General features: G+C 50.4%; 5 protein-coding genes. All 5 read left to right on the top strand.

The genetic code is table 11. From position 1 onward, the window contains the following. Positions 1–357: 357 nt before the first annotated feature. The 5 genes from P2W70_RS17980 (at position 358) to P2W70_RS17960 (ending at position 13,975) form a co-directional block, all read left to right on the top strand. A complete protein-coding gene (locus P2W70_RS17980) occupies positions 358–2,883 on the top strand; it encodes a hypothetical protein (protein ID WP_276482890.1) in 2,526 nt (841 codons plus the stop codon). A gap of 18 nt (positions 2,884–2,901) precedes the next feature. Then, positions 2,902–4,011 carry a hypothetical protein gene (locus P2W70_RS17975; protein ID WP_276482889.1) on the top strand — a complete coding sequence of 370 codons (1,110 nt, stop codon included), beginning with the start codon at positions 2,902–2,904 and terminating at the stop codon, positions 4,009–4,011. 129 nt (positions 4,012–4,140) lie between these two features. After that, complete coding sequence (locus P2W70_RS17970; protein WP_276482888.1) at positions 4,141–11,982, top strand: PA14 domain-containing protein; 7,842 nt, start codon at positions 4,141–4,143, stop codon at positions 11,980–11,982. A gap of 8 nt (positions 11,983–11,990) precedes the next feature. Next, the gene (locus P2W70_RS17965; RefSeq protein WP_276482887.1) at positions 11,991–13,214 is read left to right on the top strand and encodes a hypothetical protein; all 1,224 of its coding nucleotides are present in this window, start codon (positions 11,991–11,993) and stop codon (positions 13,212–13,214) included. An 11-nt stretch (positions 13,215–13,225) separates the two neighbouring features. Further along, positions 13,226–13,975 (top strand): LolA3 family protein, encoded by a 750-nt coding sequence (locus P2W70_RS17960; RefSeq protein ID WP_276482886.1) that lies wholly within the window; start codon positions 13,226–13,228, stop codon positions 13,973–13,975. The last annotated feature ends 54 nt before the right edge of the window (positions 13,976–14,029 follow it).

Genomic DNA, 14,029 nt, shown 5'->3' with positions numbered 1-14,029 from the left:
CCTATTTGAAAAACTAACTACATTGCGTCCCAAATCTGGAAGTCGAATTGTAATGGTTGCAGGCCATTGTTCGGATACCTCCATATACTCGAAGTGGATTCGTGGTAATACCGCCATTTTACCATGATTGTGCGGCAGAGGGCGTTTAGAAAAAGTCTTTGCACACTTATTGCCGAATTCGACACACTTACATGCCGAAACTACACGACTATCGGTTTGTACTTGCCACTTATCTTAGTATTCGTTTGCTTTGTAAATATAAATAAGCTGCTGCCGGTGGCCGGCCAGCCATGATATCCTGTTTGAGAAAACCGTCTTAACCACTATTACTGAACCTAAACCAAGCTGACTGCGTCTATGGCAATTCCATATTCGTACAGGAAAAACCTTGTCCTTACCCTGTTGTGGCTGCTCTCTGCCGCTGGCAACATTGTCGTTGCGCAAAGCAGGGTAGGTGCTCATCCTGGTCAGTCGGGTGTCAACGCGGTTCATGCCATAAAAGACACCACAAAGCCTGTAAAAACAGCACTACAAAAGGCCAAAGACTCTCTCTTAAAAGCGACCGATACGACCGTAAAAAGCTTGCGCAAAACCGCCTCTGGTCAGTTAAAACAAATCAAGCAATCGGCCACCTCTCAGCGTGATCAAGTGACCAGCCAGTTGAAGCAGCTATCGGCAGTTGGTAAAGACAGTACGCGCACCTTGTCAAATCCACTTGCCATACTCAAGGATCCCCGAAAAGACAGCGCGCAATTCCTGAAGAATTTATTGCCCAAGCTGCCCCTGTCCCGTAAAGATAGTACCCGGTTGAAAGCGGCTGAGCGCTTAAAACAGCTTCGCATAAAGGATAGCCTTCGTTCTCTATTGACCAATCCCTTTCAGCAGTTGCTGACTGGCAAACCGCTCCTGAAAGTGAATGGTGGATATGTGAGCTATCAGTTCAATTACCGCTCCGCCATCGATACTCCCTATGTCGAGAAGGATATTGCCCAGCACAATGTCACAGGCAACCTAAACCTTACGGTAGCCGGGTATCTTCCCTTTAAGGTTAATTTCTGGTCACGCCAAAGTAATTCCGCCATTTTCCGGGATATCACCGAAGTGCAGGCGACGTTCGATGCACCCGCCTTCCGCCAGCAATTACAACAATCGCTCAAAAATCGACTGCTGTCATTGGCCCCGCATCTACGCGATTCGCTGACAGAAAAATTGTTGTCGCTAAAGAAGTTGAGCCTGGCCGCAATGCTGCCCCAATGGCAGGTGTTTACGCCGCAGGCACTCGTGGAAGCTCATGAACTGATCAAAGTGCCCCGTATTACCTGGCAACCGCATTTGCCAGACAGTACAAACCAGATAAGGGAGGATTCACTGAAGAAGATAGCCAGTGCTTTTCTTGATCTTTATGAGCAAACCAAAGCAGCTTATGACAGGGCTGTTCAACAAGTCGATTCGTTGCAAAAGGTATATGATAAAAGCCTGGCAAAAGTGCAACAATTCAAACAACTGGTTACTGGCCGATGGGATGACCTGGTATCCTCCCGTCATATGGAAGAGCAGCTGCAGTCGTTTGGAATGAACGAGTCGGCCATACCTCCCAAATACAAATGGCTACTGGGCCTGCGGCAATTCAGTCTCGGCCGCAGTGTGACCAATTACAGCGACCTGACCGTAAAAAATACAAGCGTCAACGGCATTAATGTAGAGTACAACAGCTGGTATTATTTCGCGCTGAGTGCCGGTCTGGTAGACTATCGCTACCGCGATTTCGTCGTAAACGGTGCCAATAAGAAAGCACAATACCTCTTCCTGGCGCGTGCTGGCCTTGGCAGGCTGGAAAAGAATTTCTTCATCCTGTCGGTCTTCCGAGGCGAAAAACAACTATTCCCCTCGAGTGGCGCAAGGCTGTCTTCCATCAATGTAACCGGTATCAGTGCCGAAGCTAAATGGCAGCTCAACCCCAGCAGCTATATCAGTGGAGAAATAGCCAAGTCATTGGCGCCTGATTTTCGCAACAATCCCATTCAGGGCAATACTAAATTTGACCTGCGCGACCGCAGCAACCAGGCGTATGCGGTAAAGGCCTATACCTTTATCACGCAAACCGGTACCCGGCTGGAAGGATTTTACAAGTATACCGGCGCCAATTACCAATCTTTCAGCAGCTTCCAGACCAATGCAGCCCTGGAAAGCTGGAGTGTAAAAGGTGAACAAAACTTTTTTAGGCGTAAGCTGCGCCTTACAGCATCACTGCGTAAGAACGAATTTACCAACCCTTTCCTGCCACAAGACTATAACAGCAATACGATATTCAAAAGCCTGACGGCCTCCTTCCGCATGCGGCGGTGGCCGGTGATCACTGTTGGGTACCAGCCAATGAGTCAACTGACCGCGCTCGACAGTATAGTGGTGGAAAATCGTTTCCAGGTGTTGAACGGCAGTAGCTTTCATACGTACAAACTGGGTGATCTGCGTACTGCTTCTACGCTGGTGCTCAACAAATACTTTAATACAAGCCGCGATACGGCTTTCCTCTACTACAACGCCACCAACGTTTTTGCTGGCCAGCAGTTCTTTTTTACGGCTTTTACCGGCCAACTGGCGGCTTCGTACACACACAACGGTAGCTACCGGTTGGTCGTGCTGGATGGTGGCATCCAATTGAACCTGGGTTCGGTGGGTACAGTAGGGGGAGGCGTTAAGGTGAACAACCTGAATGACGATATGATGAAGGCGGGTGGCTATATCAACGCCAATATCCGGGTGTATAAACAGGATTTCATTACGCTGAGTTATGACCGTGGCTATTTGCCCGGCTTCAATAAAAGCCTGGTCCGAAACGAGCTGGCTACTATACAATTTGTAAAAAGTTTTGGTGTCCGTTAACCGTAGAACCTATTTATTATGAGAAGAACAACCCTGTTGATCTGTTGGCTATTGGCAGCACAACTGTTGCACAGTCAGGTAGTCGTAAACCTGCAATTACCACCCCTGGGACTGACCATCAAGCCGCAGCTATGGAACCTGTCGCTGGTCAATACCTCCGCACAAACCATGCTGGTGCGGGTAGAGATGGTGATGACCGAAGTGCATACCAACCAACGCGTACTGACTGGAACCTCACAGGCCGTGCCGTTGCCCAAAGGTATCAAACTGCTGCAAGCGCAGGACCTGGGCACGATCACCTACAATATGGGTAGCCCTGGCTATACTATTGATCCATCGCCGGCTGGCTTTCTGCCAACCGGTGTTTTCAGGATCTGCTATACCATTCTAAAGATAGAATCCGATTATGCCGACAGGCTGGGAGAGGAGTGTGAGACGATCGAGGTAGAACCGATCAGTCCGCCCCAACTGGTGATGCCACTCGACGAAGAAGCGGTCGATATTACCCGTCCTTTCTTTGCCTGGGTACCTCCAGCGCCATTCAATACACTCAATGGGTTGCTATATGACTGGGTGCTGGTAGAAGTACAGTCTACGCAAAGTCCGGCCGACGCCATTCAGCAGAATATCCCCTTGCTGAGCCGGCAAAATATTGCCTATACAAATTTTCAATACCCCCTGGCTTCGCCAGAGCTGGATAGTTCGAAATTATATGCCTGGCGTATTACGGCCAAGAACAACCTGCTGCCGATCGCCAATAGTGAAGTGTGGACTTTCCGCGTGCGGACACTGGAGGTAGATACGAACCGATATGTATCGCCGGGTTCTTTTGCCCAATTGCAACGGACGGAAGATGCCGCTTTTGTTATCTGCAGTGGTGTGTTGCGGTTTGCCTTTACCAATGAGGTGAATAGCCAGCAAATGAGCCTGCGATTGTTCGATATCAGCAGTGCCAACCGCAAATCGATTGCGATTGAAGCGCCTGCAACGCCCATCGTTGCCGGACAAAACCTGTTGCAGGTGGATCTGCGCAACAGTAGCGGCATGGTCAACCGGCATATATACCTGCTGGAGGTGACCGACGCGAAAGGTGAGAAAGGGTTTCTCCGATTTGAATACCGGGAGTAGCTAAACAGGTGTGCCTGCAGCCCTGATAGGGCCAGCAGCCTGTTGTATGCTTGCTACACGCTGTAGCAATAAGGGGTCTTGTTGCTTGGCCAACAAAATTTTCGACGATTCACGCATAAAAAATAGAACATGTTAGTTTCTCTCGCGCGTTATCATAAATGTATTGCCTGGCTGTTCATGGGATTGATTTACCTGGAACTGTTATTGGTGCCGGTAGCCAGCCAGGGCGCCACGTACCGGCCTTCGTTTGCCGGTCAGCAGCGTAGGGCCTACGGTATGGATGTATCGTACCTTGGCCGTTACGGAGTTCAGCAGTTTGGCTGGGATGGTGTAAATGCTCCGCCTGCCAATGCGATCACCGGGACCAACAAGGATCTTCCGGCATTCAATAAGACCGTATCAAATCCGGCGACAGGAAGCCTGGCGGTTGCTTCACCGGTTTCTGCGGATGGTACTGGCCCCGGCCAGCCTGAGATGCAGGCCTTCACCTCTGTCAGCAGTGGCAATATGGTTGACCTGTTCAGCGGTGATTTTTCTTACAACATTCCCCTGATGGATGTCGGTGGATACCCGGTCAACCTGGCCTACCGCGCTGGTATATCGATGGAGGATGAGGCGAGTTGGGTAGGGCTCGGGTGGAATGTCAACCCCGGCTCGGTGACCCGAAACCTGCGTGGATTGCCCGATGACTTCAACGGATTGAACGACTCGATCCGGAAAACAATGTCGGTAAAGGATAACAAAACGGTAGGTATTACCGGTGGAGCGGATGTGGAGCTGGCAGGTTTTCCGAAAAACTCAGAGAACCAAAGAATCGACTCGCTTAAATCTCATACGGGCATACGCATTGGAAAGAGCATCACGGTTATCCATAACAACTATCGTGGTTGGGGTGTGGAGCACGGGCTCAATGCCAGCCTCAGTTCAGGTAAAACTGGCATGGGAACATTTACAGGCGGCATGTCCATCACCAACAGCTCGATGGATGGGTTGACGGTACAACCATCACTGTCCTGGAGTACAAATGCCGTGAAAAGTCATGGTGATGCGTACAGTACACTGAATTTTTCAGCTACAACAACCTATAACACACGGTCTGGTCTGCGCGCTACACAGCTCGGTATGGGAACTACGCGCGGTAAAGACGCAGATAAAAATGGCAAAGGGGGCGGCAACTATGGTTCCAGCCTCAATGCGGTCATCTCCCACAACGTTCCTTCTTACACGCCCACCATCACGATGCCGTATACCAACCGCATGACCTCTTTCAAAGCGAAGTTGGGCACGGAACAGAAAATATTATACACCGATTTTTACCTCAGTGGGTATATCTCCCGTCAATATATTGATTCGGCCGATAAAGTGCAGGAGTTGCCTGCTTACGGTTATCTGCACTACACGACCGGAGCACAGAACAAAGCCTCCCTGTTGGATTACAACCGCGAAAAGGACATGCCTTACCGCGAAAAGCCACCAGGCCGTACCATCGGCATGCCGGTGTATACCTACGATGCCTTCTCGATTACCGGTGAGGGCACCGGTGGTATGTTCCGGGCTTATCGCGGTGATGTAGGGTTTGTACATGACCATTATATGCGTACCCGTGACCAATCGACCCGCATCGATGCAGAAGTGGGTATCGGGGATGCCTTCCACGCGGGAATCGACCTGAGCCTGAACCGGGCGATCACAGAAACTGGTCCCTGGCTGGATGGCAACCTGTTGAAGGAGAGCATTAAGTTTCGCAGAGATTCACTACGCTTCCAATCCGTTTATTTCCGCAATCCGGGTGAGAAATCCATCAATGACAAAAACTATTACGAGGCCCTCGGTGGGGATGATGTGGTGACGACTGAATTGTACCAGGAGTCTGACAATAACGGCAAATTCATTACAGCCACCAACGCCTTGCGCCGTTTCAAAGGTGGCCGTTACGCGGGCCTGTCGCTGCTGAATCCACGCAATGCGGTGAAGCAGGAACGTGACAAACGTACCCAGGTGATCACTTACCTCACCGCGCAGGAAGCGCAACAGGTGGGTCTCGACAAATACATCAAATACCACCAATTCAACCAGTTCGACTCCGTCAGCTGCGACGAGCCTGTCATGGAAGTGCTGGAAAAGACAGGCACCGGATTGAAGGGGGAATATTTCCCGCATAAAAACTTTAAGCGTGTACCCACCATTCGGCTGGACACGACCATCGATTTCAACTGGAAGAAAGACAATCCACGCAATATCGAGCTGGACCCCGCCAACAAACCGGCGCTGAAAGGGTTTCCCAAAGACGAGTATACGATTCGTTGGACAGGCAGGCTCCGGGCACCGCAAACCGGCGGTTTCAAGATCTACACGGTCAACGATGATGGTGGCCGTATCTGGATCAATGATACCAGTGTCGCTGATAACTGGATCGAAGGCCCCAAAAATGAAGCCATCGCATACCTGCAACTCGAAGCAGGTAAATTATACAATATCAAAATAGAATACCTGGAGTTGGGTGGCAATGCCAACGTGCAATTGCGCTGGAGCTATAAATTAGGTGGCACAACAATCGATCAGGTAATTCCGAAAGCTTTCTTATATCCCCCGGCTACCAAGGATACCACTGTGCACAATTATATCGTGCGGGAAGAGCGGGTTAATAAGTTCCGTAAAGGCAACCACATCTCGGAAGTAAGCGTGCTCAACAATGATGGGCGCCGCTATGTATACGGTATTCCTGTATACAACCTGAAACAGAAAGAGGTAACATTTGCTGTCGACAAGACAAAAGGCAACCTGGAAACTGGCCTGGTACAATATGAACATGGAAAAGACAATACCGTCAAAAACAACCAGGGCAAGGACAACTATTTTGACCAGGAGGAAACGCCTGCTTATGCGCATTCTTTCCTGTTGACGGGTATTCTGTCGGCCGACTATTCCGATATCACGGGCAACGGAATCAGTGAAGATGATATCGGTGATGCCGTAAAGTTCAACTACACGAAAGTGGCGGGCATCGGTAATCCCTATGGCTGGAGAACACCGGCGGTAGCCAATGCTGCGGCCTACAATGAAGGGCTGCGCCACTATGAGAAAGACGATAAAGGCAACTATATCTATGGCGAAAAGGAGTTGTGGTACCTGCATTCGATCGAATCGAAAACGATGGTAGCTGTATTTGTGATGGAAGACCGGGAAGACCTGCCTGGCTACAATGAGCAAGGCAACAAGGCGGGTGGTAGTGGTGCCAAACTTCTGAGAGAGATCAGGTTGTACAGCAAATCAGATTTTGCTGCCAAGCGCACAAAAGCCAAGGCTATTAAGACGGTGCATTTCCGCTATTCCTACAAATTATGCCGGGGCGCCTACGGACCGGGCACGGGTAAACTGACGCTGGATACTTTATTCTTTACCTACAACGGCAATAACCGCCGCAAGGAGAATCCGTATATTTTCCACTACAATGCCAATAACCCCGACTATGCTCAAAAAGCAGGAGACCGCTGGGGCAGCTATAAAAATCCTTTGCAAAATCCTTACTCCACCAGTGGTAAACTGCTCGCCAACAGCGATTATCCTTATTCCCTGCAAGACAGTGCTGCGGCAGCTGCGAATGCGGCCGCCTGGAACCTGGATTCGATTATCCTGCCTTCGGGTGGCTCGATGAAAGTACACTACGAAAGTGACGACTATGGTTGGGTACAGAATAAGCGTGCGATGAATATGTTCCGTGTAGTGGGGCTGGGTAAATCGCCGGTGTTCGCTAACCGCACCCAGGAATTGTATTATAACCATCGTTTCCCGGAAACTGGTTATGACGAGCACCGCTATGTATTTATCGAGGTGCCCAAAAAGGTCACCAGCTTACGTCAGTTACACGATACGTACCTGCAGGGTTTTTCCAAATTGCATTTCCGCATTTCCACAGAAATGGTGAAGGGGGCCGGTGACTACGAAATCGTACCCACCTACGCTGACCTTGAGGCCGACAGCAGTTATGGCATCGTCAACGATCGGGTGATCTGGGTGAAACTGGAAGGCCTGAAGAAAGACGGTACACCCGGCGGTGACTTAAGTCCCCTGGGTATGGCGGCCCGTCAGTTCATGCGATTGAACCTGCCCGGCAAAGCCATGCCAGGTTCAGAAACAGGCGATGAGATCGACCTGCGGGAAGCCATCAATATGCTGTTTCCCATGGCCAACAACATTCAGGAGTTCTTCCTGGGTATCGATGGCGCCATGCGCAACAAAGACTTTGCCCGTACTATCGATACTACCCGCAGCTTTGTACGTCTTAACAATCCTTTTGTGAAAAAGATGGGTGGCGGCCACCGGGTAAAACGTATCGTGATCTATGATCATTTCGATAAAATGACCCAAAAAGCGGGTGTCAACAAGATGGCACCGGCCATGTATGGTCAGGAGTACAGTTATACAAACTCCTGGGTAGTAGGTCGCGACAGTGTGCGTGGCAGCAGTGGGGTGGCTGTGTGGGAACCCGGTATGGGCGGCGAGGAAAATCCTTTCCGTATTCCTACCGAATATGTCGAGCGGATAGCGCCCATGGGGCCTGTCACTTTGGGTTACACCGAAGAGCCGATGGGAGAGTCATTCTACCCGGGTGCCAATGTGGGGTATAGCAATGTACGGGTACGTACCATCAATTACAAGGATAAGAAATCGGCCAATGGGTACGATGAAACCAAATTCTTTACAGCCTATGATTATCCCACTTTTGTAGATCGCTCGGAGATCGACGGCAATACGAAGAAGCGCTACAAGCCGGCATTACGTAACCTGCTGAGGGTACGGGCCACCTACCATATGGTCGTTTCGCAAGGATTTAAAGTAGAGCTGAACGATATGCATGGTAAACTGCGATCCAAAGCTTCTTATTCCGAAAACGACCCGGTACGTTACATCTCTTATAGTGAACAATTTTATAAAACAGACAGCTCCGATGCGGGGCGCCGTAGGTTGGCCAATAAGGTAACCGTCATCACACCGTCGGGTGTGATCGATACGGCGGCCGTGATTGGTAAAGACCTGGAGCTGATGATGGACATGCGCGAGCAGCGGTCTATTACGCATACCAACAACATTCCGCTCAATACGGATATGTTTACCATTCCTTTCCTGCCCCCCTGGTTCATTTTGCCGACAGCCCTGAACCTGGCGCAGCGGGAAGACAATATTTACCGTTCAACGGCGACTGTCAAGATCATCCAGCGTTATGGTATTGTCGACAGTGCGATTCAGGTCGACAAGGGTAGCAGGATCTCGACCAAAGACATGATGTACGACAGCGAAACGGGTGATGTGGTGCTCACCAGAACGCAAAATGAATTCAACGATCCCATTTATAATTTCACCTATCCATCCCATTGGGCCTACGAAGGAATGGGCCTGGCCTATAAGAATATCGATGCCGTACTCGCCAATGTAGACATCAAAGATGGCCGTCTGGTGAACTGGCAATCGTATATGGACAGCCTGTTCAGCAATGGTGATGAATTGATGGTGGCAGGGCGCCGTGTTACGGTTGATAATCCTGGCTGTAATCCTGATTCGATTGCGAGCTTCCCGGATTACGACAAGATCTGGGTGGTCGACAGCAGCGCCCTGAGCGGTGGAACACGGGCCTTGTATTTCATCGACCGCTGGGGCAAGGCTTACAATGGCAACAAGATCAGTTTGCGCGTCATCCGCTCCGGACGGCGTAATATACTGGGTGCCGTTGGTAGTCTGACCAGCTTGCGCAATCCGCTTCAAAAGAATGGCAATGGACAATACACCTTGGTCATCAATGACAGTACAAAGGTCATCGCTGCATCGGCAGGAGAATTCCGTCAGTACTGGCGGACAGACGATGTGCTGCGAAAACAAAAAGCGGTCAGTTGCGTAGCTGATCCACAGCCGGATGGGTTTGTGGAGTGTGTCAAAGTGGGTGGTGTAAATACCGGCTATCAACGGATCAGGATGGTGGACCAAAATCCGAATAGTGCTACCTATCACGATACCAGCTACATTACGCAACAGAATTGCTGGGAATGTTCATTGCCTGCCACCTGGGTAGCCATCGATAGCTTCCAGTGTGCTACAGATAGTGCGGGAAACAACCTCGGCTTTAAATGGAGGGCAGAAAAGAATACGCAGGCTTGCAGTTACAATTTCGGAGAGATTCGCTGGCAGCTGGCACAGCCGCAAAACTGTACGGATTGTCCCAAGCCGGCGAAGTGGGCCTTTGTAGCTTCCGCCGATAGCTGCCAAAAGAATGTCAACGGAATCAATACCGGATTCATCATGCGCAGACAGCAGGATACTGCTTCCTGCAGCGCTACCTCGGGCAATTACCGCTGGGTGCGTGATACGATGAATTGTATCAAATGTAAACTGCCGGCTGATTGGTGGTTGCTGGATAGTACGAAGTGCGAAGTAGTCAACGGCGCGTATACAGGTAAAGTATTGCGCAAGCAAATCAACCTGACCCAGTGCAGCGATAGTGCAGGCGTCATTGTGTGGGCGGTAGTACCAGGTGCGGTTTGTGGTGACTGTATCCCGAACTGGCAAGCCATGGCGGGCGATAGCTGCCAGAAGGTGGGGGGATTGAATACCGGTGTACGACTGAAGCCCTACAAAAACATGTCCTCCTGTGGCGATAGCGCTGGCCTCACCCGTTGGGTGCCATACGGGGCCAATTGTGACAGTTGTAAAAAGAATAAGAACTGGCAGTACGTTGCTGGTGACAGTTGCCAGAAGATTAGTGGTGTGGTGACTGGTGTGCGGCTGAAGAAAATGCAGAATCTGGAGACTTGCAGCGACAGTGCGAATATGACGAAGTGGGTGGTATACGGTTCAAATTGTGATAGCTGTAAGAAAGCCAAGAACTGGCAGTATGCGAACGACGGTCCAGATAGCTGTCAAAAGATTAGCGGTGTGGTGACCGGCGTACGGCTCCGGAAAATGCGCAACATCGAGTCTTGCAGCGATAGCGCCAATATGATCAGGTGGGATCGATACGGTGCGGATTGCGATAGCTGTAAGAAAAATAAAAACTGGCAATATGCAAATGATGGTCCCGATAGCTGTCAAAAGGTTGGTGGTGTCATTACTGGGGTTCGCCTCCGGAAAATGCGCAACATCGAGTCTTGCAGCGACAGTGCCAATATGATCAGGTGGGATCGATATGGTGCGGATTGTGATAGTTGTAAGAAAAGTGCCAACTACCAGTTCTTCAGGGATACTTGTTTGAAAGATGTGTTCGGTAATAACATCGGGTACAAGTATAGGATTCTGAAAAACGTAGAGCCCTGTAGTGCTAACTACAATGATACGATCTGGCGCGACAGGCAGCAGGACTGTATAAGCTGTAAAACACCTCCGGCATGGAAAGCCATTGGAGCGCCGGTTTGCGAGCAAACGGGCGGAGGTACCTTGGAACGTAGTGCTGCAAAATCAGATGGTGCCTCTACCAATATGGCGGTACCAGATCCTACCTATACTGGGTGGCTGACTCAACAGTATCTCGATACGTCGCTTTGCGGTGGAGGTGCCACTAAATGGGAGCGTACTTATCAAAGCTCATCCTGTTCGCCTTGTCCCAATTGTACGGCAGATGGATTTAGATGTATCAATGGTTATTGTGAATATGGGCGTAGGCGTTGCTTGAGTACCGTTAGTTATGATGTTAACTACTATACTAATTATTATGAATATGTCTGGTCTGATGGCTCGTCGGATGGTTGGTTCACCATGGTAGAATCCTGGTCTTGTACTCCTGGCACCATATACGGTGAACTATCGTCGATCTCACCGCTGCCTTCTACGATGGCGATAATAGAAAGTAATGCACCAACCGAATGGGAGAAGATCTCGAACATGGCTATTGATGCAACGAACAGTGGACAGTTTGTCAAAAAGACGGCCGTTCCGTATAAGCCAACCCCACAGGCACAAACCAATACAAACCTTAACAACCAATAAGCAGGTATATGAAATTCCTAATTCGTCTTTTCATAATTGTTCCGCTGGTGGTAGTTACGGTGACAGCTGCTGCCCAAACACCCTGCGACACGATCACTGGGCTCTATTGTAAAAGTATCGTGGCCGATACGGTGTTCAATCCCTTCGTAACGGGGGTGTTGGGCAACTGGCGCGCCAACAGAAGTTATACCTATTATGCCCGGCGTACGGAACAGGATCCGGCATCGCAAACCAATATCCGCAAGGATGGTACGTTCAACGACTTTACAGCTTTCTGGGCCTTTCAGAGCAATCAGTTGAAAGCCGCACCGGATACCAACCGTTGGGTGTGGAACAGCGAGATCACGATGTTCAACCGCCGCGGCGCCGAGCTGGAAAACCGAGATCCCCTGGGTCGTTACAACGCCAGCCTATATGGCTATTCTTTGACCATGCCGGTAGCAGTGATACAAAACAGCCGTTATCGTGAAAGCGCGTTTGAAGGTTTCGAAGACTATGTATTCAACACCAAACTCTGCGATACGGCCTGTGCACCTACCCGTCACTGGGATTTCTCGATGCACCAGGCACGGATCGATACGGCGCAGGCCCACACCGGGTTGCGCAGCCTGAAGGTGCCCAGTGGGCAACAGGTCAATATATCTTTTCTGATGGTGCCAGCCGGTAAAGACAGTGCTATGCCGCGCCTGAAGTTTATGACCAAACCTGATAATTGCCTGGGTACGGTATTACAAAAGGTCAGTGCGGACAGTGCCATTGTATTGCCTTCGTTTTCGCCTGCTCCTGCAACACGCATGCTAATGAGCGTATGGGTAAAAGAGGTGGGGCCAGATAGCCTGTACGAGCGATATACGCAAAACAAAGTAATGTTGACCTACGGGTCTACCGGGCTTACCTTCTATCCGGCAGGGCCCATCATCGAAGGTTGGCAACGCTACGAAGGAGTGTTTACCACCCGGCCCGACCTGGGTTCCATGACGGTCAGTTTGCAGTCTATAGGCACCAATACCGTGTACTTCGACGACCTGCGCATTCACCCCTACAATGCCAATATGAAGTCGTTTGTGTTTCACCCAGTCAACCTGCGCCTGCTGGCTGAGCTGGATGAAAACAACTACGCCACGATGTACGAATACGACGATGAGGGAACCCTGATCCGGTTGAAGAAAGAAACACAGCGCGGCATCAAAACCATTAAAGAAACCAGGAGTGCGCTGGTCAAAGAAAATTAAACCTTATCCCGATGAGAAAAATAATATACCTGATCGCTTGTTGTAGTCTGTGCCTGATAGCGCTGAGCACCCAGGCGCAAACGGAGTCTGATCCGCGGGCCAAATCCGCCTTGCGCCGGCTGGCCAGTGCCTATCAACAGCCTGCCTACCTGGGCTTCGATGTCCTGTACCGGTATGCTTCAGAATCCAATCCCAAACAATACCTCGATAGTCTGCGTGGCCAATACAAAGTGCACGGCAATAAATTTTGGTCGCAACTCGACAGCCAGGAAACGGTGTCCAATAGCGAACTCGTGTTGACGGTGTTCAAAGAAGACAAACTATTGTTCCTCGCAAAGGCAGCAGCTGGTGGAGCGCCCGGTAATCCGGTGGCGATGCTGGATAGTTTCCTGGTCGAAAGCCGCGCCAATGCCTTTACTTATACGTCTTCGGCAGCAGAAGAAATCGTATCCCTGCAATTGCCGGATGGTGGCCCCTGTAAAAAAATGACCTGGTACATCGACCGTAAAACAGGTTACCTGCGCCGCATGGAAAGCCTGATGCGCAGCGATCAGTTGTACGAGCCTGCTGCACAGCCGTTGTTGAAAGATGCAGCATCTGTGTATGTGGTGGTGGAAACCGACTACCAGCACTACCGTACCGGGGGCTTTGGAGATGAGGTCTTCGACCTGGGTAAATATTACCGGAAGGAAGGAGGAGAATACATCGCACAGGCTCCCTACGATGGCTATAAAGTCTTCCTGTCCAGTACAGGCCTGTAGCCATCACCGGTGTGCGCTGCGCACCCACAACCAGTCAACCTGATTACAAAGTAT

Source organism: Paraflavitalea pollutisoli (genome assembly GCF_029360705.1).
GTDB lineage: Bacteria > Bacteroidota > Bacteroidia > Chitinophagales > Chitinophagaceae > Paraflavitalea > Paraflavitalea pollutisoli.
Note: the sequence above shows the minus strand (reverse complement) of the source record. Positions and strands in the feature narration are given on the sequence as shown.

Coding starts and splice junctions, on each gene's coding strand:
- P2W70_RS17980 (WP_276482890.1), top strand. CDS start 358: ATGGCAATTCCATATTCGTACAGGAAAAACCTTGTCCTTACCCTGTTG.
- P2W70_RS17975 (WP_276482889.1), top strand. CDS start 2,902: ATGAGAAGAACAACCCTGTTGATCTGTTGGCTATTGGCAGCACAACTG.
- P2W70_RS17970 (WP_276482888.1), top strand. CDS start 4,141: ATGTTAGTTTCTCTCGCGCGTTATCATAAATGTATTGCCTGGCTGTTC.
- P2W70_RS17965 (WP_276482887.1), top strand. CDS start 11,991: ATGAAATTCCTAATTCGTCTTTTCATAATTGTTCCGCTGGTGGTAGTT.
- P2W70_RS17960 (WP_276482886.1), top strand. CDS start 13,226: ATGAGAAAAATAATATACCTGATCGCTTGTTGTAGTCTGTGCCTGATA.